This window comes from Streptomyces sp. NPDC127100 (genome assembly GCF_042724095.1).
GTDB lineage: Bacteria > Actinomycetota > Actinomycetes > Streptomycetales > Streptomycetaceae > Streptomyces.
In genome coordinates this window covers 1-20,001 of record NZ_JBHXFL010000013.1, presented here as the reverse complement: position 1 = coordinate 20,001, position 20,001 = coordinate 1, and the positions used below count along the sequence as shown (strand labels likewise).

Below are 20,001 nucleotides of genomic sequence, written 5' to 3'. Positions count from 1 at the left end.
TCAGGCCGGGTCCCGCACCACCGCGGCGGTGAGGCGCGCCGCCAGCGCCGCGACCGCGCCGCGCAGTTCCTCCCCGCCCTCGACGCGGAAGGCGAACGGCAGCCGCGCCAGCCACTCCTGCGCGTACATGTCCGGGTTGCGGGTGCTGCCGACCAGCACGCACCCGTCCCCCGAGGGTTCGAGCCGTCCCATGGGCGGCCGGATCCAGGGCGCCACCTCGGCCGGCGGGGCGTCGAACACCACGCGGGTGGCGAACTCCCAGCCGAGTCCCAGGTGCTCCTCCAGCACCGCCACCGGGTCCAGGTCCGCGGGCGGTGCGAAGGCGTGCCCGGTGGGCCGGACCGTGCGGATCCGGTCGACCCGGTAGGTGCGGATCGCGTCGGCGCGCAGGGAGTGGCACAGCAGGTACCAGCGGCCGTGGCGGACGACGAGGGACCACGGTTCCACCTCGGTCTCCCACGCGTCGCCGGTCTCGGGGCGGTACCCGACCAGCACGCGGTGCCGGGCGGCGACGGCGTCGACGAGGTCGCTGGTGACGGCCGGATCCGGACGGACCGCGTACGGGTCGGGCGCGGCCGACGCGTACTCCCGCAGCAGTGCCGCCTGCCGGCCGACGCTCTCCGGCAGCGCCTTGACGACCTTGCCCAGGGCGCTGCCGACCAGGTCGTCGGCGTCGGCGTCGGCGTCGGCCGCGGCCGGCTGGTCGCCGAGCACCGCCATCACCAGGCCCAGCGCCTCGGCCTGCGTGAAGTGCACGGGCGGCAGCCGCGTCCCGCGCCCCAGCCGGTACCCGCCGTGCGGCCCCCGCACCGACTGCACGGGGATGCCGGCCTCCCTGAGGATCCCGACGTACCGGCGCGCGGCCCGCTCCGTGACCCCCAGCCGCTCGGCGAGGTCACCGGCCGTCGTTCCGGGACGGGCCCGGAGTATCTCCAGGGTGCGCAGCGCTCGCGCGGTGGGGCTGAGATCGTTCGGCACGGCAGCAGGCTAGGGCCTGCCGGTGACGGTCGCCGGGGGAAGCGGCAGCGGATCGTCCGGAACTCCTCCTACGGTGAAGCCCTCGCGGGGGACACCCCGTGTTCGCGCGGTCTCCGCGGCAGGGGACCGCCGTACCCAAGAAGGAGAACCGACCATGGACATCCTGCTCGTCGGCGGCCTGTGGCTGGACGGGTCCGTGTGGGACCGCGTCGCGTCCGCGCTGGAGCCCCTCGGCCACCGCCCCGTGCCGGTCACCCTGCCCGGCCAGGGCGACGGCGCCCGGTCCGCCACGCTCGACGACCAGGTGGCCGCGGTGCTCGCCGCGGTGGACGCGGCGCCCGGCAGGCCCATGGTGGTGGGGCACTCCGCCGCCTCCACCCTGGCCTGGCTCGCCGCCGACCGGCGCCCGGAGCGGCTGGCCAAGGTCGCCCTCGTCGGCGGCTTCCCGGCCGGCGACGGGCAGCCCTACGCCGACTTCTTCGAGGTCCGCGACGGTGTGATGCCCTTCCCGGGCTGGGAGCCGTTCGAGGGGCCGGACGCCGCCGACCTCGACGCGGACGCCAGACGGAAACTGGCGGACGCGGCGGTTCCCGTGCCCGAGGGCGTGGCCCGGGGCGTGGTGCGGCTCGCGGACGAGCGGCGGTTCGAGGTCCCGGTCGTGGTCGTGTGCCCGGAGTTCACCGCCGCGCAGGCGCGGAAGTGGATCGACGCCGGCGACGCCCCGGAACTCGCCCGGGCCGGACACGTCGACTTCGCCGACATCGACTCGGGCCACTGGCCCATGATCACCAGGCCCGCCGAGCTCGCCCGGATCCTGGCCGCCGCCGCCGACGCGGCCTGACCGGCCGCGCCTCACTCGGTGTGCGTGCGCACCACCGCCCAGAAGTGCTCCACGATCCGGTCGAGGTAGTCGCGGCCGGCCGCGCTGGAGTCGCCGCTCCCGCCGCCCCAGCGGAGGGTGGCGACCATGTGCCCCTGGTAGTCCTGGTGCAGCTCCTGCAGCACGTCCTCCAGGAGCCGCCGGTCCAGCGGGGCGATCTTCGAGACCGGCCGCACGTACCCCTGCCAGCGGGTGTTCACCGCGCTGCGCAGCAGGTCGGCGAGTTTCCCGTCGCGCCCCGTGACGCTGACGAAGTCGGGCAGCCCGAGGCCGAGCACGTCGGCGAGCGCGGACGACTGGCGGTCGGTGCCGCGCCAGTCGTCCTTCTCCTCCATCCGCAGGTAGGCGTCCGGGCCGAGCCCGACGGCACGCGCCACGTCCTCGGGTGCGAGCCCGCGGGCCAGGCGGTGCTCGCGCAGGGTCTGCGGGCGGCCGATGAGTTCACCGGGCGAGCACCACAGCACGCCCGCGAGGGCCGTGAGCTCGGGGCTGCCGGGGGAGACGAGCCCCCGTTCCCAGGCGACGACGAGATCCGGGGTCACGTACGGCAGCCCGTACGACACCCGCATGCCGTGGGCGACGTGCTCGGGGGCCATGCCGAGGGCGGCCCGCAGGCGGCGGGCGGTGAGGGCGTTGAACGGGGGACCCGACTGGTTCGGGCGGGGTGAGGGTCGGCGCACGGGCCACACCGTAGGGGCCCGTGCGCGGCTTGACTACGGTCTGTTCACCCAGCGATACGGATGGTGCGAACCTACGGGCGGGCGCGGCCGCCACCCCGCTCACCCCTTCACCGCCCCGCCCAGCGCGAAGCCGCCGCCGAGCCGCCGGGAGATCAGCACGTACAGCAGGATCACCGGCGTCGAGTAGACGATCGAGAACGCCGCCAGCTGCCCGTACGCCACCATGCCCCGGTTGCCGAAGAAGTCGTTGACGCTCACCGACGCCGGCATTCGGTCCGGAGAGAGCAGCAGCATGAAGGGGACGAAGAAGTTGCCCCACATCATCACGAACGAGAAGACCGTCACCACCGCCACGCCCGGCCCCATCAGAGGCAGCACGATCCGCAGCAGCGACTGGAACGAGGAGGCGCCGTCCGTCCACGCCGCCTCCTCCAGCTCCTTGGGCACGCCGTCCATGAAGTTCTTCATCAGCCAGATGGCGAACGGCAGTTGGGACGCGGCGAAGAAGAAGACCGTGCCCTGGAGGGTGTCGATCAGGTTGACCCGCACGAACAGCGCGTAGACCGGCACCATGATCGCGGTGATCGGCAGGCTGGTCGCGAACAGGACGGTCAGCAGGAACGGCCGGTTCAGCCGGGACCGGAAGCGGGACAGCGGGTACGCCGCGAGCGCCGCGCACACCACCGTCAGCAGGGTCGCGCCGCCGCACAGCACCAGGCTGTTGAGCAGCGGGGTGAAGGTGATGTCGTCGGTGAGGATCGCGTCGAAGTTGTCCAGGGTCAGGCCGTCGGGAGCCTTCACCCGCAGGTTCGCGTGCGGGTCGAGGGCGGACAGCACCACCCACGCCAGCGGCAGCACGAAGGCGGCGGCGGCCACCAGCAGTCCGGCGTCGGCGGCCAGCCGCCGTCTCGTGCGACGGGAGGCGGGTGTGCGCGTCGTGCGGGCCATGGGCGGTCAGACCTCCGTCCGCAGCAGGCGCAGGTACACGACCGAGAACAGCGAACCGATCAGCAACAGCAGCAGCGCCACCGCCGTGCCGTAGCCGATCAGGCTGTTCTGGAAGGCCTGTTCGTACATGAAGAGCGGCAGCGTCTGGCTCCTGCCGCTGGGGCCGCCGCGCGTCATCACCCAGATCAGGCCGAACACCGAGAGCGTCTGGAGAGTGTTGAGCATGAGGTTGGTGCCGATGGAACGGCGGATCATCGGCAGCGTGATGTGCCACATGCGGCGCCAGCCGCTCGCCCCGTCCACCTCGGCGGCCTCGGTGATCTCCTTCGGGATGTCGTTCAGGGCGGCCGAGTACACCAGCATCGAGAACGCCGTGCCCCGCCAGACGTTGGCGAAGGACACCGCCAGGATCGGCAGCGTGAACAGCCAGTTCTGGGTGGGCAGATGGAGCTGGTCGAGGATGGCGTTGAGGGTGCCCTCGCGGCGGAAGAAGGCGTAGAGCAGGAAGCCCGCCACCACCTCCGGCAGCACCCACGCCGTGACGACGACGCCGCCGGTGAGCGTACGGACCGGCTTCGAGGCCCGCCGCATCAGCGAGGCCAGCGCGAGCCCCAGGGTGTTCTGCCCGATCAGCGACGACAGCACCGTGAAGACCAGCGTGAGCCACACGGCGTTGAGGAACGCCTCGTCCCGGAAGGCCCGCCGGAAGTTGTCGAACCCGACGAAGGACTCCTCGGCCTGTCCGGTCAGCTGAAGGTCGGTGAAGGCGATGACGACGCAGTAGACGATGGGGCCGGCGAGGAAGAGCAGCAGCAGGACGACGGCGGGGGAGACGGGCAGGGCGCGGAGCAGGGAGCGGCGCACGGAGCCGGGCCCCGGGCGGGCCGGGGCGGCGGCGGGCGGGCCCGGCGGGACCTCGCGGACCTCCGGACCCGTGTGCCGCGGCGCGGCCGCGGTCACCCGCCGACCACCTGGTCGTCCGTGGCCTCCCTGAGCGCCTCGTCGTAGCCGCGCGCCGCCTCCTCGACCGACAGGTCACCGGTCGTCACGCCCTCCATGGCCTCCTGGACGGCGACGGAGACCTTCGGGTAGGCCGGGTAGGCGGGCCGGTAGTGGGTGCTGGCGACCAGGTCGGTGAAGAACTCGATGCCGGGCTGGGCGCGGATGTACGCGGGGTCGCTCGCGACGTCCTCGCGGACCGCGATGCCGGAGTTGGCGATGTACCACTTCTGCGCGTTCGCCTTGGTCTGCATGGTCTTGACGAACTCGAAGGCCAGGTCCGGGTTGGCCGCCTTGGCGGGGATCGCCCAGGTCCAGCCGCCGGACATGCTCACCTTGCCGGGCGCCTGGCCCTTCTGGGTCGGCATGGCGGCCAGGCCCAGCTCCTTCGACCACTCGGGCCACTCGTGGCCGCTGCCCTCCAGCCAGTCCTGGGGCAGCCAGGAACCGTCCAGGGCGATGCCGAGCCGGCCCTGCGGGAGGAGTTCGCCGCGGACCGTGGTGGAGAAGTTGGGGTCGAGCGCGTCGGACACCTCCGGGCCGAGCTTCTCCTTGTAGACCGTCTCGACGAAGGCGAGGGAGTCCCTGAAACCCTGCCCCGCCGTGATCCACTTCCTGCTGTCCTTGTCGTACAGCGGGTCGGTGGTCCCGTCGTTCGTGCCGTACAGCAGCATCTCGAAGCCCTGCATGGTGGCGGCCTCGCCGGCGGGCTTGCCCGTGTACACGTTGAGGGGCGTGACGCCGGGGACCCTCTCCTTGATGGTGCGGGCCGCCGAGAGCACGTCGTCCCAGGTCCGCGGCTGCCAGTCGGCGGGCAGACCGGCCTTGGCGAAGACGTCCCTGCTGAACCACAGCCCGCGGGTGTCCGTGCCGTCCGGGACGCCGTACGTCTTCCCGTCCTCGCCCCTGGCCGCCGCCTTCGCGGTGTCGACGAACCGGTCCCAGTCCCGCCACCGGGCGAGGTAGGCGTCGAGCGGCTTCAGGTATCCGCTGGTGATGTCGGAGTTGATGAGGAAGGTGTCCTCGTAGACCAGGTCCGGCGCGGTCTTGGGGGAGCGCAGCATCTGCTGCACCTTGGTGTAGTACTCGGAGTCCGGGGCCTTGATCGGGACGAGCTCGACCTTCTTGCCCGGATGGGCCTTCTCGAACTGCTTCTTGACGTCGGCGAGGTAGGTGTCCATCACCTTGACGGAGTTGTCCGTCGACTGCTTGTAGGAGACCTTCACCGTGTCCGGATCGCTGCCGGAACCGCCCGAACAGGCGGCGAGTGCGGCGGAGGCGAGCGCGGTCAGGGTGACGAGAGAGGTGAACCGGACGATGGAACGCACGGGCAACGACCTCCTGCGGGCGCACTACGTTGTGGCCGGGACGGCTGCCCGGCGAACGTAAGAGGGGCGCTCCGGCCGGGTCAATGCGTGTGCCGTGGATTACCTGTGTTCATCTGCCCCGCTCCGTCCCCCGGACCCACCGGTACACCAGCTCCGGGCGCCCCACCTGTCCGTAGAGCGGACGCCGCCGCGCCCGGCCGGTGTCCACCAGGTGTTCCAGGTAGCGGCGGGCGGTGATCCGCGAGATGCCCACGGCCTCGGCCGCCCCGGCCGCCGTGAGGCCCTCCTCCGTGTCCCGCACGGCGACCGTCACCCGTTCCAGCGTGGGCGCGCTGAGCCCCTTGGGCAGCGCCGCCGGGCCGGGGGCCCGCAGCGTGGCCAGCGCCCGGTCCACCTCCTCCTGGCCGCTCGCCTCCCCGGCGGTGCCCCGGAACTCGGCGTACCGCACCAGCCGGTCCCGGAGCGTGGCGAAGGTGAAGGGCTTCAGCACGTACTGGACGACGCCCAGCGACACGCCCTCCCGCACGACCGTCAGGTCCCGGGCCGACGTCACCGCTATCACGTCGGTGTGGTGCCCGGCCGCCCGCAGGGAACGGGCGAGCTGGAGCCCGTGCACGTCCGGCAGATGCAGGTCGAGCAGCAGCAGGTCGACCGGCGTGCGGTCCAGCACCCGCCGCGCCTCCGCACCGGTGTGCGCGGTGCCGACGGCCGTGAACCCCGGCACCCGCCCGACGTACATCACGTGCGCGTCGGCGGCGACGGGGTCGTCCTCGACGACGAGCACCCGGATGGGCTGCTGCTCGCTCATGCCAGGCCTCCGCACCCCTGTCCGCGCGCCCCGGCGACGGCCACGGCACCGGACGTCCGCCAGACGGCCGGGATCCGGGCGCCGTCGGTGATCGGGACCCGCCGGGGCCGGTCGGCGGCAGGGGCGGGGCGGAGTGACCGGGTGCGGCGGTCGGTGGTCGGGACGTGGGGGGTGGTCATGCGGTGGCTCCCGGGGTCGGGGCGGCCGTCCGGGGGGCCGGTGCGGTCGTGCCGGTGCCGGCCAGTGGCAGCCGGGCCTCGAAGCGGGCGCCGCCCCCCTCGGCCTCCGCCACCGTCAGCGTGCCCCCGTGCCGGTGCACCGCCTGACGGACCAGCGCGAGCCCCAGGCCCCGCCCGCCGGGCCCGGCCGGCTTGGTCGAGAAGCCCCGCTGGAAGAGCAGACCCGCGTGGGCGGGGTCGACGCCCGCGCCGGTGTCCGACACCCGCAGCACCAGCTCCGGGCCGCCCCCGTCCGCACCCGTGCCCGTGTACGCCGCCACCGTCACCCGCGAGGGCACCCGTCCCTGGGCCGCGTCCACCGCGTTGTCGATCAGGTTGCCCAGGATGGTCACCAGGTCCCGGGAGGGCAGGGACGGCGGCAGCAGCCCGTCGTCCAGCCGGCTGTCCTGCGACACCACCAGTTCCACCCCCCGCTCGTTCGCCTGCGCCGTCTTGCCCAGCAGCAGCGCGGCCAGCACCGGCTCGCCCACCGCCGCCACCACCTGGTCGGTGAGCGCCTGCGCCAGCTCCAGCTCGGCCGTCGCGAAGTCCACCGCCTCCTCGGCGCGCCCCAGCTCGATCAGCGAGACGACCGTGTGCAGCCGGTTGGCGGCCTCGTGCGCCTGCGAGCGCAGCGCCTGCGTGAAGCCGCGCTCCGAGTCCAGTTCGCCCATCAGCGACTGGAGCTCGGTGACGTCCCGCAGGGTCACCACCGTGCCCCGGCGCTCACCGCCCGAGACCGGCGAGGTGTTCACCACCAGCACCCGCTCGGCCGTCAGGTGCACCTCGTCCACCCGCGGCTCCGACGACAGCAGCGCCCCCGTCAGCGGCGCCGGCAGCCCCAGTCCGGCGACCGGGCGGCCGACCACGTCGCCGCCCACGCCGAGCAGCTCCCGTCCGCCGTCGTTGATCAGAGCGACACGGTACTGCCCGTCCAGCATCAGCAGCCCCTCCCGTACCGCATGCAGCGCCGCCTGATGGTAGTCGTGCATGCGGCTGAGCTCGTCCGCGTTCATGCCGTGGGTGTGCCGGCGCAGCCGCGCGTTGATCACGTACGTGCCGACCGCGCCGAGCACGAGGGCCCCGGCCGCGACACCGAGCAGGGCCGTCAGCTGGTCCTGCACCCGCCTGCTGATCTCCTCGACCTTGATCCCCGCGCTGACCAGGCCGACGATCCGTCCGTCGTCCCGCACGGGCGTGACCGCCCGGACCGACGGGCCCAGCGTCCCGGTGTAGGTCTCGGTGAAGGTCTCGCCGCGCTGCGCACGCCCGATGTGGCCCTGGAACGGATGGCCGATCTGCAGCGGGTCGGGGTGGGTCCAGCGGATCCCCTCGGGGGTCATGATCGTGACGAAGTCGACGTCGGTGTCCCGCATGACGCGCACCGCGTACGGCTGGAGCCGCGCCGTCGGGTCGGCGGTGCCGACGGCCTCCAGCACGGACGGCGAGTCGGCGATCGACAGCGCCACCGACCTGGCCTGACGTCGCGCCGAGTGCTCGGCCTCCTCCCGGTCGCTGAGGTAGCTGAACAGCGCGTAGCCGGCGACGACGACCGCTATCAGCACGGCCTGCATCGCGAAGAGCTGGCCGGCCAGGCTGCGGGGACGGGGGACGCTGAGGCGCATGCCGCAAGTGTCTCTCCTGGCTGATTGCGAACTAAATGAACGCAAGGGTGACCGCGCTCACAGGGCGCGAGATAGTCACCGCATCCCCAACCCAACCGCCCGGACGTGAGCCGCACGCCGGTGATGCCGACGACGTCGTCAAGGAGGGCCGCCGTGACCAGCGCTGCCGATACGGCACCTGCCGCACCCAAAGCCAAGCGGGACCGCACGCACTATCTCTACATCGCGGTGATCGTCGCGGTCGCCCTCGGCATCGCCGTCGGCCTGATCGCGCCCGACTTCGCGGTCGAGCTGAAGCCGATCGGCACCGGCTTCGTGAACCTGATCAAGATGATGATCTCGCCGATCATCTTCTGCACGATCGTGTTGGGCATCGGCTCGGTCCGCAAGGCCGCGAAGGTCGGCGCGGTGGGCGGCATCGCCCTCGCCTACTTCATGGTGATGTCGATGGTCGCCCTGGCGATCGGCCTGATCGTCGGCAACATCCTGGACCCGGGCACCGGCCTCGCGGTCACCGACGCCGTCAAGGAGACCGGTCACGCGCAGGTCGACGCCGAGGCCAAGGACACCACCGAGTTCCTGCTCGGCATCATCCCGACCACGATCGTCTCGGCGTTCACCGAGGGCGAGGTCCTGCAGACCCTGCTGATCGCGCTGCTCTGCGGCTTCGCGCTCCAGGCGATGGGCAAGGCCGGCCAGCCCGTGCTGCGCGGCGTCGAGCACATCCAGCGCCTGGTCTTCCGCGTCCTCGCCATGATCATGTGGGCGGCGCCGGTCGGCGCGTTCGGCGCGATGGCGGCGGTGACCGGTTCGGCCGGTGTGGACGCCCTGAAGAGCCTGGCCGTGCTGATGCTCGGGTTCTACGTCACCTGCATCCTGTTCGTCATCGTGGTGCTGGGCGCCCTGCTGAAGATCTGCACCGGCGTCAACGCGCTCTCGCTCTTCAAGTACCTGGGCCGCGAGTTCCTGCTGATCCTGTCCACGTCCTCCTCCGAGTCGGCGCTGCCCCGTCTCATCGCCAAGATGGAGCACCTGGGCGTCAGCAAGCCGGTGGTCGGCATCACCGTCCCGACCGGCTACTCCTTCAACCTCGACGGCACCATGATCTACATGACCATGGCCTCGCTGTTCATCGCCGACGCCATGGGCACGCCGATGTCGATCGGTGAGCAGATCCCGCTGCTGCTGTTCCTGTTCGTCGCCTCCAAGGGCGCCGCCGGTGTCACCGGCGCGGGCCTCGCGACGCTGGCCGGAGGTCTCCAGTCGCACAAGCCCGCCCTGGTCGACGGCATCGGCCTGATCGTCGGCATCGACCGCTTCATGAGCGAGGCCCGCGCCCTGACCAACTTCGCGGGCAACGCGGTGGCCACCGTCCTGATCGGCACCTGGACCAAGGAGATCGACAAGGACCGGGTCGCCGAGGTGCTGGCCGGGCGGGTCCCGTTCGACGAGCGGACGCTCCTCGACGACGGCCACGACGACCGCGGCACCCTTGACGGGATGCCCGAGCAGGGCGGCGAGAAGGAGCTGGCGAAGGCCTGACGCCCGCCCCGTGAAGACCCCGGGCGGCTGAGGGCTCCCCTGTTGCTCAGCCGCCCGGCCCTTTTCCCCTCCCCCCTCCTCCTTGCCTTGACGTCCGCGTCAAGGCTTACGTTCGTCCGCATGCGAATCGGTGAGCTGGCCGCACGCGCCGGGACCACGACGCGGACGCTGCGGTACTACGAGTCGCGCGGGCTGCTGCCCGCGCGCCGGGACGATCAGGGGTACCGGACCTACGACGAGCGCGACGTGAAGCTGCTGGAGCAGATCAGGACGCTGCGCGACTTCGGGTTCGACCTGGAGGAGACCCGGCCCTTCGTGGAGTGTCTGCGGGCCGGTCACCCGGAGGGCGACTCGTGCCCGGCGTCGCTCGCCGTCTACCGCCGCAAGCTGGCGGAACTGGACGCGCTGATCGGCGAGCTGCGGGGCGTGCGCGCGACGGTCGCGGACCAGCTGGCGCGCGCGGAGACGGCGCGGGACGGGCTGGCCACCGAGGCGCTGGTTCCGGGGGGCCCGGAGCCCGAGTGCGAACTGGGAGGGCGAGGACTGTGAGCGTAGCGAGTGGTGTGGCCGAGGTGACCGACGTGACCTTCGCGGAGGAGGTCATCGGGGCGGGGCTGCCGGTGCTGGTGGAGTTCACCGCGGACTGGTGCCCGCCGTGCCGGCAGATGGCCCCGGTGCTCGGCGCCCTGGCCGCGGAGGAGGCGGACCGGCTCCGGGTGGTCCAGCTGAACGTCGACGCGAACCCGGAGACGACCAACGCCTACAAGGTGCTGTCGATGCCGACCTTCATGGTGTTCCGGGACGGCGAGCCGGTGAAGGCGATGGTGGGTGCCCGGCCCAAGCGGCGGCTGCTGGAGGAGCTGTCCGACGTGCTGTGACCTCGCGGCCGTGACACCTCGGCAAAAGAAATCCCCCGAGCGCAATTGCGCTCGGGGGATTTCTTTGCGTATATTTGTTGATTCGTGACTTCACGAAAAGGGAATCACGAAGAAGTTCACTGAGCACAGTATATGCGGGCGGGAGTGGCATTGTCAAACACCGAATTTCCGGACGATGAATTGCGGCAGGAACAGGAATTCATCGACGGACTGTACGCGCGCGTGGACGCGCTGCGCGGCGACACCGAGGTCTCGGTCACGGACGCCCTCGCGCAGGGCAACACCCCCATGCAGGCCAGGCTGGAGCGGGACATCCTGGTCGCCGAGCGCTCCGGGCTGCTCGCCGCGCTCAACGCGGTGGACGGCTCCCTGTGCTTCGGCCGGATCGACCTGGCCTCCGGCGCGGGCCACCACATCGGCCGCATCGGCCTGCGGGCCGACGACGCCGAACGCACCCCGGTCCTGATCGACTGGCGGGCCGACGTCGCCCGTCCCTTCTACCTGGCGACCGGCCACACCCCGATGGGGCTGCGCCGCCGCCGGCACATCGCGAGCGAGGGGCGCCGGGTCACCGCCCTGCACGACGAGATCCTCGACCTCGGCGACGACACCCGCACCGGCCACGAGGACCCGTCGGGCGACGCCGTGCTGCTCGCCGCGCTGAACTCCGCGCGCACCGGCCGCATGGGCGACATCGTGCAGACCATCCAGGCCGACCAGGACCGCATCATCCGCGCCCCGCACCGCGGTGTGCTGGTCGTCGAGGGCGGCCCCGGCACCGGCAAGACCGCCGTCGCCCTGCACCGCGCCGCCTACCTGCTCTACGAGCACCGCGAGCTGCTCGCCAAGCGCGCCGTCCTCATCGTCGGCCCCAACCCGGCCTTCCTCGGCTACATCGGCGAGGTGCTGCCCTCCCTGGGCGAGACCGGGGTGCTCCTGGCGACCGTCGGCGAGCTGTTCCCCGGCGTGCGGGCCACCGCCACGGACACCCCCGAGGCGGCGGCCGTGAAGGGCCGGGCCGGCATGGCCGACGTCCTCGCCGAGGCGGTCCGCGACCGGCAGGCGCTGCCCGACCCGGTCATCGCCATCGAGCACGACCGCGACGTCCTCATGCTCGACGACGACCTGGTCAACGTCGCCCGCGAGCGCACCCGTGCCACGGGGCTGCCCCACAACGCGGCCCGCGAGCACTTCGAGGGGCACATCCTCAACACCCTCACCGACATGGTCGCCGAACGCATCGGCACCGACCCCTACGACGGCTCCAACCTGCTCGACCCCAGCGACATCACCCAGATCCGCGACGAGCTCGCCGAGAACCCCGAGGTCTGGGCGGCCGTCGACCGGTTGTGGCCCCGGCTGACCCCGCAGCGCCTCGTCGCCGGCCTCCTCGCCGAGCCCGAGGCATTCCTGTCCGCCGAGGACGCCGCCGCCGTCCGCCGCCCGGTGACCCGGCGCTGGACCGTGGCGGACGTGCCCCTGCTGGACGAGGCGGCCGAGCTGCTGGGCGTGGACGACCGGATCGCCCGCTCCCGCGCCGAGCGCGAGCGGGAGGAGCAGATCGCCTACGCGCAGGGCGTGCTCGACGTGTCGTACGCGTCCCGGACGTACGAGTTCGAGGACAAGGACGAGGACGACGCCGAGGTCCTGCTCGCGCACGACATCATCGACGCCGAGCGGTTCGCCGAACGCCAGGAGGAGGAGGACCACCGCAGCGCCGCCGAGCGCGCGGCGGCCGACCGCACCTGGGCGTTCGGGCACATCATCGTCGACGAGGCGCAGGAGCTGTCCCCGATGGCGTGGCGGCTGCTGATGCGCCGCTGCCCGACCCGGTCCATGACCCTGGTCGGCGACCCGGCGCAGACCGCGGAGGCGGCCGGCGTCGGCTCCTGGTCGAAGATCCTCGCCCCCTATGTCGAGGACCGCTGGGAGCACACGCGCCTCGGCGTCAACTACCGCACCCCGGCCGAGATCATGGACCTGGCGGCGGCGGTCGTCCGCGCCGAGGACCCGGAGTTCGCCCCGCCGAGCTCGGTGCGCTCCACGGGCGTGCGGCCCTGGATCCGCGCCACCGGCGACCTCCCGGCCGCCGTCGCCGAGGCCGCCCGGGAACTGACCCCGGACGAGGGCCGCCTCGCCGTCATCGCCCCGCGCGAGCTGCACCGGGCCCTCGCGGCCCGGCTGGACGGCGTCACGGAGGGCGCCGAGCCGGACCTGACGCGGTCCGTCGTCCTGCTCGACCCGCGCCAGTCCAAGGGCCTGGAGTTCGACTCCGTCCTGGTCGTCGAGCCCGGCCGCTACGGCACGAGCGACCTGTACGTCGCCCTCACCCGGGCCACCCAGCGGCTCGGCGTCCTGCACACCGAGCCGCTGCCGAAGGGACTGGTGGACGCGTAACCCGTAAGGCGCCTACGCCGGGCGCAGCCATACCGTCGCCAGGGGCGGCAGGGTCAGCCGGATGCTCGCCGGACGGCCGTGCCACCCCTGCGGCTCCGGCTTCACCGGCCCGGGGTTGCCCACGTCGCCGCCGCCGTACCGGCCGGCGTCGGTGTTGAGCACCTCGTGCCAGGCGGGGACCTCGTCGGGGACGCCGAGCCGGTAGTCGGGGCGGACGACCGGCGCGAAGTTCGACACCGCCAGCAGCGGGACGCCGTCCGCGTCGCACCGCAGGAACGCGAGGACGTTGTCCTCGGAGGCGTCCCCGACCACCCACGAGAAACCGGCCGGGTGGGTGTCCCGCTGCCACAGCGCGGGCGTGTCCCGGTACACGGTGTTCAGATCGCGGACCAGGTCCAGCACGCCCCGGTGGTCGGGGGCCGCCCCGTACTGCGGGTCGAGCAGCCACCAGTCGGGGCCGCGCTCCTCGGACCACTCGGCGCCCTGCGCGAACTCCTGGCCCATGAACAGCAGTTGCTTGCCGGGGTGGGCCCACATGAAGCCCAGGTACGCCCGTTCGTTCGCACGCTGCTGCCACCAGTCGCCCGGCATCTTCGACACCAGCGACTTCTTGCCGTGCACCACCTCGTCGTGCGATATCGGCAGCACGTAGTTCTCGCTGTACGCGTACACCATGGAGAAGGTCATCTCGCCGTGGTGGTACTTGCGGTGCACCGGCTCGTGGCTCATGTACTCCAGCGAGTCGTGCATCCAGCCCATGTTCCACTTCAGCCCGAACCCGAGCCCGCCGAAGCCGCTCGGTCCCTTGTGGTGCGTGGCCCGCGTGACCCCGTCCCAGGCCGTGGACTCCTCGGCGACGGTCACGACGCCCGGCACCCGCCGGTACACCGTCGCGTTCATCTCCTGGAGGAACGCCACCGCGTCGAGGTTCTCCCGGCCGCCGTGCTCGTTGGGCGTCCACTGCCCCGGCTCGCGCGAGTAGTCCAGGTACAGCATCGAGGCGACCGCGTCCACGCGCAGCCCGTCGATGTGGAACTCCTCGCACCAGTACACGGCGTTGGCGACCAGGAAGTTGCGCACCTCGCGGCGCCCGAAGTCGAACTCCAGCGTGCCCCAGTCCGGGTGGGCGGCCCTGAGCGGGTCGGAGTGCTCGTACAGCGGACGCCCGTCGAACTCGGCCAGTGCCCAGTCGTCGCGCGGGAAGTGCGCCGGGACCCAGTCCATCAGCACGCCGATGCCGGCCTGGTGCAGCCGGTCGACCAGGTACTTGAAGTCGTCGGGCTCGCCGAGCCGGGCCGTGGGCGCGTAGAACCCGGTGACCTGGTAGCCCCACGAGCCGCCGAAGGGGTGCTCGGCCACCGGCATCAGCTCGACGTGCGTGAAGCCCAGGTCCCCGACGTAGGCGGGCAGTTGCTCGGCGAGTTCGCGGTAGGTCAGCCCCGGCCGCCAGGACGGCAGGTGCACCTCGTACACCGACATGGGCGCCTCGTGCGCGGGTGCGTCGGTACGGCGCGCCAGCCACTCGTCGTCGCCCCAGGTGTAGGCCGAGGCGTACACGACGGAGGACGTGGCGGGCGGGACCTCCGTGCGGCGGGCCAGCGGGTCGGCGCGGAAGGTGCGGGAGCCGTCGGGCCGGGTGATCTCGAACTTGTACGGCTCGCCCGCGCCGACGCCGGGCAGGAACACCTCCCACACGCCGGTCCCGCCGAGCGACCGCATGGGGTGGCCGGTGCCGTCCCAGAAGTTGAAGCCGCCGGCGACCCGCACCCCGCGCGCGTTCGGTGCCCACACCGCGAAACGGGTGCCGGTCACCCCCTGGTGGGCCGTGGGGTGCGCGCCGAGCGCCTGCCAGAGCTGCTCGTGCCGGCCCTCGCCGATCAGGTGCAGGTCCAGGTCGCCCAGCGTGGGCAGGAAGCGGTACGGGTCCTCGGTCTCCTGGACCGTCTCCCCGTAGGCGACGAGGAGGCGGTAGGCGGGGACCTCGCCGAGCGGCAGCAGGCCGGAGAAGAAGCCGTCCCCGTCGTGGCGCAGCTCGGCGCGCAGCTCCCCGGCCAGGACGGTCACGGCCGTGGCGTAGGGCCGGAACGCCCGGACGGCGACCCCGCCGGGCACCGGGTGGGCGCCGAGCACGGAGTGCGGGTCGTGGTGCGTGCCGACCAGCAGCCGCTCTCGGTCATTGGCGTCGACCGCGAGGGATGCGGGAGCCCTGCCGGCGACGGCCTTCTCGGCGGCGACCCGCTTCGACGCCGGGGCCCTCCCCGCGGCGCCCTTCTCCACGACGGCCTTCTTCGCGACGGCCCTCTTGGTGACGGCGGCGGTCTGCTTCGCCGCGGTCTTCCCCGTAGCGGGCTTCTCGGCGACGGCCTTGTTGGCGACCGTCTTCTTCGTGACGGCCTTCTTGGTGACGGCGGTGGTCTGCTTCGCTGCCGGGATCTTCCCCGTAGGGGCCTTCTTGGCGACCGCCTTCTTGGTGGTGGCCTTCTCGGGCGGGGTCTTCCGGGCGGCCGCCTTCTTCGCCACCGCGGACTTCGCGGGCGTCTTCTTCGCCGGCGCCTTTTTCGCGACCGCGGACTTCGCCGGCGCCTTCTTCGCGACCGCGGACTTCGCCGGCGCCTTCTTCGCGACCGCGGACTTCGCCGGCGCCTTCTTCGCGGTCGTCGCCTTGGCGCCCGTCTTCTCGGCGGGCGCCTTTTTCGCGCTCTTCTCCTCGGCCGTCTTCTTCGGATCCGGACCGCTGGACGGGGGACGGGGGGTCACGGGAGGAGCCTCCTAGGCGACGAGCGAGCGGGAGAAGGGGGTCAGGAGATGACGCCGGTCCGGTCGGGCGCGGCCAGGCGGCGCACCGCGGAGAGGGGCACGTGGAGCCAGTCGGGGCGGTGCCGGGCCTCGTACACGACCTCGTAGACGGCCTTGTCGGTCTCGTAGGCGCGCAGCAGCACCGGGTCGGTGCGCGGGTCGAAGCCGGCGGCCTCCGCGTACCCGGTGCAGTACGCGGCCCGGCAGGTCTCGGCCCAGCCGGGTACCGGAGTCTCTGCCGAGTGCGCCGCGTAGTCGAAGGACCGCAGCATCCCCGCGACGTCCCGCACCGCCGGCTGCGGCATCCGTCGCTCGGCCAGCGGTTTCGCGGGCTCGCCCTCGAAGTCGATCAGGGACCACTGCCCGGAGGCCGACCGCAGGCACTGCCCGAGGTGCAGATCGCCGTGGACGCGCTGACCGGTCCAGGTGCGGCCCTCGCCGGCCAGTTCGGCCAGCGCCGTGAAGGCCGTGCGCAGCCCGGGCGCGTACGGCAGCAGGGCCGGCACGGCGTGGACAGCCTCCTCCAGCCGCGCGAGCATGCCGTCGACCAGCGGCCGCAGCTGACTGTGGCCGAGCGTGACCGTCGGCAGCGCGCGGGCCAGCGCGGTGTGGACCTCGGCCGTGGCCCGGCCGAGCGCCCGCGCCTCGGCCGCGAAGTCCTCGCCCTTGGCCAGTTCCCGCAGGGCGAGCTCCCAGCCGTCGGTCGCCCCCTGCACGAACGGCTGGAGCACGCCCAGCACCCAGGTCTCCCCGGCCAGGTCCGCCACCATCCAGCCCGTGGGCGCGGGCACCCGGGGGCAGCCCTCGCGGGCCAGCGCCAGCGGCAGCTCCAGATCGGGGTTGACCCCGGGCACGATCCGGCGCAGCAGCTTGAGAATGAACGTATCTCCATACACGACCGACGAGTTCGACTGCTCGGCGGTCATCAGGCGCGGCACCAGTCCGGTGCGGATCTCCTGGTCCGGGTCGCGGTCGAAGCGGAGGCCGCCCACGCGGGCCCGGGAGCGGAGCGCCTCGAGGAGCACCTCGGCGGGGCGGGTGTCGTACAGGGCGTCGTAGACGGTGCGCCCGGCCAGCGGGCCCTCGGTGACGTGTCCGATCAGGGCGGGTGCCAGCCGGGGCGGCAGCGCCTCGCGCACCCCTATCAGGAGCTGGTAGCAGTCGCCCGGCTGCTCGGGGGAACCGAGGGCCGGCACGAGCGGCTGGTGGGCGCGCACCAGCACGTGGAAGAGGCCGAGACGGGCGTCCGCCGGCAGCAGCTCGGTGGCCGCGACCAGCGAGAACCCGGTGACCGGTCGCCCCTTGCCGGCGAACCAGCGCTGCCGCGGCAGCCACTCCCGCAGCAGCGGCTCCAGGGACGCAAGGAGTCCGGGCGGGCTCGGGACGGTGCGTATGACGGCTTCCGACATGGCGTCGCGTCCTTTCCCCGGGTCGTCGGGGTGTTACTGATGCGTGCCCCGGGCGGGGCGACGGAAACCGCCCCGCCCGGGGTCCGGGCCTAAGCGGCGTCCTTGCGGAGCCGGAACCAGTAGAAGCCGTGCCCCGCGAGCGTCAGCAGGTACGGCAGCTCCCCGACCGCCGGGAAGCGGACCCCGCCGAACAGCTCCACGGGGTGGCGGCCCTCGAAGGCGCTCAGATCGAGTTCGGTGGGCTGCGCGAACCGGGAGAAGTTGTGGACGCACAGCACCAGGTCGTCCTCGTACTCCCGGAGGAAGGCCAGCACGGCTGGGTTGGACGAGGGCAGTTCGGTGTACGAGCCCAGGCCGAACGCCACGTTCTGCTTGCGGATCTCGATCATGCGGCGGGTCCAGTGCAGCAGCGACGAGGGCGAGGCCATCGACGCCTCGACGTTGGTCACCTGGTAGCCGTAGACCGGGTCCATGATCGTCGGCAGGTACAGCCGGCCCGGGTCCGAGGACGAGAAACCGGCGTTGCGGTCCGGGGTCCACTGCATGGGCGTGCGCACCGCGTCGCGGTCGCCGAGCCAGATGTTGTCGCCCATGCCGATCTCGTCGCCGTAGTAGAGGATCGGCGAGCCGGGCAGGGACAGCAGCAGTGCCGTGAACAGCTCGATCTGGTTGCGGTCGTTGTCGAGGAGCGGGGCCAGGCGCCGCCGGATGCCGATGTTGGCGCGCATCCGCGGGTCCTTGGCGTACTCGGCCCACATGTAGTCGCGCTCCTCGTCGGTGACCATCTCGAGGGTCAGCTCGTCGTGGTTGCGCAGGAAGATGCCCCACTGGCAGCCCGACGGGATCGCCGGGGTCTTGGCCAGGATCTCCGAGACCGGGTAGCGCGACTCCCGCCTGACCGCCATGAAGATGCGCGGCATCACCGGGAAGTGGAACGCCATGTGGCACTCGTCGCCGCCGCTCGGATAGTCGCCGAAGTAGTCGACGACGTCCTCCGGCCACTGGTTGGCCTCCGCCAGCAGCACCGTGTCCGGATACTGGGCGTCGATCTCCTTGCGCACCCGCTTCAGGAAGGAGTGCGTGGCCGGGAGGTTCTCGCAGTTGGTGCCCTCCTGCTGGTACAGGTACGGCACGGCGTCCAGCCGGAACCCGTCGATGCCCAGGTCCAGCCAGAACTTGAGGGCCGAGATCATCTCCTCCTGCACGGCCGGGTTCTCGTAGTTCAGGTCCGGCTGGTGGGAGAAGAAGCGGTGCCAGTAGTACTGCTTGCGGACCGGGTCGTAGGTCCAGTTCGACGCCTCCGTGTCCACGAAGATGATCCGCGCGTCCTGGAACTGCTTGTCGTCGTCGGCCCAGACGTAGTAGTCGCCGTAGGGGCCATCGGGGTTCTTCCGGGACTCCTGGAACCACGGGTGCTGGTCGCTGGTGTGGTTCATGACGAAGTCGATGATCACGCGCATGCCGCGCTGGTGGGCGGCGTCGACGAACTCGACGAAGTCGGCCAGGTCGCCGAACTCGGGGAGCACGGCGGTGTAGTCGGAGACGTCGTAACCGCCGTCCCTGAGCGGTGACTTGAAGAACGGCGGCAGCCAGAGGCAGTCGACGCCGAGCCACTGCAGGTAGTCCAGTTTGGCGGTGAGGCCCTTGAGGTCACCGACGCCGTCGCCGTTGCTGTCCTGGAAGGAGCGGACGAGGACCTCGTAGAAGACGGCTCGTTTGAACCAGTCCGGGTCCCGGTCCTGGGCCGGTGTGTCCTCGAAGGTGTCCGGTACGGGCTCGTTGACGATCATGTTGTGGGGGACCCTCCGATCTGCGGGGTGGACGGTCGCAGAACCGTGCAGACATGCGCGGGCGTCCGGCCCGGCTCGAGGCGCACATAGTTGGCCCTGCCCCAGTGGTAGGTCTCACCGGTGAGCTCGTCGCGCACCGGCACCGACTCGTGCCAGTCCAGGCCGAGTTGCGGCATGTCCAACGAGACCGTCGCCTCCTGGGTGTGGTGGGGGTCGAGGTTGGCGACCACCAGAACCGTGTTCGAACCCTGCCGCTTCGAGTACACGATCACCTCCTCCTTGTCCGAGTGGTGGAAGTGCAGATCACGCAGTTGCCGCAGGGCCGGGTTCTCGCGGCGGATGGTGTTGAGGCGGGTGATGAGGGGGGCGATGGTGCGGCCCTCGCGCTGGGCGGTGTCCCAGTCGCGGGGTTTGAGCTGGTACTTCTCGCTGTCGAGGTATTCCTCGCTGCCTTCGCGCAGGGGGGTGTTCTCGCACAGTTCGTAGCCGCTGTAGATGCCCCAGGTGGGGGAGAGGGTGGCGGCGAGGACGGCGCGGGTCTCGAAGGCGGGGCGGCCTCCGTGCTGGAGGTAGGCGTGCAGGATGTCAGGGGTGTTGGCGAAGAAGTTGGGCCGCATGTAGGAGGCGGCGTCCCCCGTGAGTTCGGTGAGGTACTCCGTCAGTTCCTGTTTGGTGTTGCGCCAGGTGAAGTACGTGTAGGACTGCTGGAAGCCGATCTGGGCGAG

The 20,001-nt window shown here is 71.9% G+C and carries 16 protein-coding genes and 1 pseudogene; 5 read left to right on the top strand and 12 right to left on the bottom strand.

The window, feature by feature from the left end; translation table 11 throughout:
* Positions 1-978: a helix-turn-helix transcriptional regulator gene (locus ACFWJB_RS15250; protein WP_386922658.1), complete on the bottom strand. Its 978-nt coding sequence runs from the start codon at positions 976-978 to the stop codon at positions 1-3.
* A 154-nt stretch (positions 979-1,132) separates the two neighbouring features.
* On the opposite strand from ACFWJB_RS15250, the gene ACFWJB_RS15245 reads away from it, so the two are divergent.
* Positions 1,133-1,819 carry an alpha/beta fold hydrolase gene (locus ACFWJB_RS15245; protein ID WP_386922656.1) on the top strand — a complete coding sequence of 229 codons (687 nt, stop codon included), beginning with the start codon at positions 1,133-1,135 and terminating at the stop codon, positions 1,817-1,819.
* 11 nt (positions 1,820-1,830) lie between these two features.
* Here the strand turns inward: ACFWJB_RS15245 and ACFWJB_RS15240 are convergent, their stop codons facing one another.
* From ACFWJB_RS15240 to ACFWJB_RS15210, 7 genes are all read right to left on the bottom strand, one after another.
* Positions 1,831-2,547 (bottom strand): helix-turn-helix domain-containing protein, encoded by a 717-nt coding sequence (locus ACFWJB_RS15240; protein WP_386922654.1) that lies wholly within the window; start codon positions 2,545-2,547, stop codon positions 1,831-1,833.
* A 90-nt stretch (positions 2,548-2,637) separates the two neighbouring features.
* Positions 2,638-3,486 carry a carbohydrate ABC transporter permease gene (locus ACFWJB_RS15235; protein ID WP_385458223.1) on the bottom strand — a complete coding sequence of 283 codons (849 nt, stop codon included), beginning with the start codon at positions 3,484-3,486 and terminating at the stop codon, positions 2,638-2,640.
* Positions 3,487-3,492: 6 nt separating this feature from the next.
* Entirely contained in the window at positions 3,493-4,446 is a 954-nt protein-coding gene (locus ACFWJB_RS15230; RefSeq protein WP_385458222.1) for a carbohydrate ABC transporter permease, read from the bottom strand.
* Positions 4,443-5,813 carry an extracellular solute-binding protein gene (locus ACFWJB_RS15225; protein ID WP_386922651.1) on the bottom strand — a complete coding sequence of 457 codons (1,371 nt, stop codon included), beginning with the start codon at positions 5,811-5,813 and terminating at the stop codon, positions 4,443-4,445. Before ACFWJB_RS15225 ends, ACFWJB_RS15230 begins: the two co-directional genes overlap by 4 nt.
* Before the next feature lie 109 nt (positions 5,814-5,922).
* Positions 5,923-6,621, bottom strand: a complete 699-nt coding sequence (locus tag ACFWJB_RS15220; RefSeq protein WP_385458220.1) for a response regulator — start codon at positions 6,619-6,621, stop codon at positions 5,923-5,925.
* The gene (locus ACFWJB_RS15215) at positions 6,618-6,800 is read right to left on the bottom strand and encodes a hypothetical protein (protein WP_386922649.1); all 183 of its coding nucleotides are present in this window, start codon (positions 6,798-6,800) and stop codon (positions 6,618-6,620) included. The genes ACFWJB_RS15220 and ACFWJB_RS15215 overlap by 4 nt, the downstream gene beginning before the upstream one ends.
* Positions 6,797-8,464 (bottom strand): ATP-binding protein, encoded by a 1,668-nt coding sequence (locus ACFWJB_RS15210; protein ID WP_386922647.1) that lies wholly within the window; start codon positions 8,462-8,464, stop codon positions 6,797-6,799. The genes ACFWJB_RS15215 and ACFWJB_RS15210 overlap by 4 nt, the downstream gene beginning before the upstream one ends.
* A gap of 153 nt (positions 8,465-8,617) precedes the next feature.
* Between ACFWJB_RS15210 and ACFWJB_RS15205 the strand changes: the two genes are divergently transcribed.
* The 4 genes from ACFWJB_RS15205 to ACFWJB_RS15190 all read left to right on the top strand — a co-directional run bounded on the left by ACFWJB_RS15205 (position 8,618) and on the right by ACFWJB_RS15190 (position 13,281).
* A complete protein-coding gene (locus ACFWJB_RS15205) occupies positions 8,618-10,006 on the top strand; it encodes a cation:dicarboxylate symporter family transporter (RefSeq protein WP_385458217.1) in 1,389 nt (462 codons plus the stop codon).
* Between the two features lie 120 nt (positions 10,007-10,126).
* On the top strand, positions 10,127-10,555 hold the full coding sequence (locus ACFWJB_RS15200) for a MerR family transcriptional regulator (RefSeq protein WP_386922645.1): 429 nt from the start codon (positions 10,127-10,129) through the stop codon (positions 10,553-10,555).
* Positions 10,552-10,884: a thioredoxin family protein gene (locus ACFWJB_RS15195; protein ID WP_386922643.1), complete on the top strand. Its 333-nt coding sequence runs from the start codon at positions 10,552-10,554 to the stop codon at positions 10,882-10,884. The genes ACFWJB_RS15200 and ACFWJB_RS15195 overlap by 4 nt, the downstream gene beginning before the upstream one ends.
* Before the next feature lie 132 nt (positions 10,885-11,016).
* Entirely contained in the window at positions 11,017-13,281 is a 2,265-nt protein-coding gene (locus ACFWJB_RS15190; protein ID WP_386922641.1) for a HelD family protein, read from the top strand.
* 12 nt (positions 13,282-13,293) lie between these two features.
* Here the strand turns inward: ACFWJB_RS15190 and glgB are convergent, their stop codons facing one another.
* The 4 genes and pseudogenes from glgB to ACFWJB_RS15170 all read right to left on the bottom strand — a co-directional run.
* On the bottom strand, positions 13,294-16,038 hold the full coding sequence (gene glgB, locus ACFWJB_RS15185) for a 1,4-alpha-glucan branching enzyme (protein WP_386922639.1): 2,745 nt from the start codon (positions 16,036-16,038) through the stop codon (positions 13,294-13,296).
* A gap of 41 nt (positions 16,039-16,079) precedes the next feature.
* Positions 16,080-17,486 carry a phosphotransferase gene (locus tag ACFWJB_RS15180; RefSeq protein WP_386922637.1) on the bottom strand — a complete coding sequence of 469 codons (1,407 nt, stop codon included), beginning with the start codon at positions 17,484-17,486 and terminating at the stop codon, positions 16,080-16,082.
* 89 nt (positions 17,487-17,575) lie between these two features.
* Entirely contained in the window at positions 17,576-19,276 is a 1,701-nt protein-coding gene (gene treS, locus ACFWJB_RS15175; protein ID WP_386922635.1) for a maltose alpha-D-glucosyltransferase, read from the bottom strand.
* Positions 19,273-20,001 (bottom strand): annotated as a pseudogene (locus ACFWJB_RS15170) (alpha-1,4-glucan--maltose-1-phosphate maltosyltransferase); the annotation flags it as partial. The gene treS and the pseudogene ACFWJB_RS15170, both read right to left, overlap by 4 nt.

Bases quoted from the DNA above. Each gene is read 5' to 3' on its own strand.
- ACFWJB_RS15210 (WP_386922647.1), bottom strand. From the start codon at position 8,464: ATGCGCCTCAGCGTCCCCCGTCCCCGCAGCCTGGCCGGCCAGCTCTTC.
- ACFWJB_RS15180 (WP_386922637.1), bottom strand. From the start codon at position 17,486: ATGTCGGAAGCCGTCATACGCACCGTCCCGAGCCCGCCCGGACTCCTT.
- ACFWJB_RS15245 (WP_386922656.1), top strand. From the start codon at position 1,133: ATGGACATCCTGCTCGTCGGCGGCCTGTGGCTGGACGGGTCCGTGTGG.
- ACFWJB_RS15190 (WP_386922641.1), top strand. From the start codon at position 11,017: ATGCGGGCGGGAGTGGCATTGTCAAACACCGAATTTCCGGACGATGAA.
- treS (WP_386922635.1), bottom strand. From the start codon at position 19,276: ATGATCGTCAACGAGCCCGTACCGGACACCTTCGAGGACACACCGGCC.
- ACFWJB_RS15200 (WP_386922645.1), top strand. From the start codon at position 10,127: ATGCGAATCGGTGAGCTGGCCGCACGCGCCGGGACCACGACGCGGACG.
- ACFWJB_RS15235 (WP_385458223.1), bottom strand. From the start codon at position 3,486: ATGGCCCGCACGACGCGCACACCCGCCTCCCGTCGCACGAGACGGCGG.
- ACFWJB_RS15215 (WP_386922649.1), bottom strand. From the start codon at position 6,800: ATGACCACCCCCCACGTCCCGACCACCGACCGCCGCACCCGGTCACTC.
- ACFWJB_RS15220 (WP_385458220.1), bottom strand. From the start codon at position 6,621: ATGAGCGAGCAGCAGCCCATCCGGGTGCTCGTCGTCGAGGACGACCCC.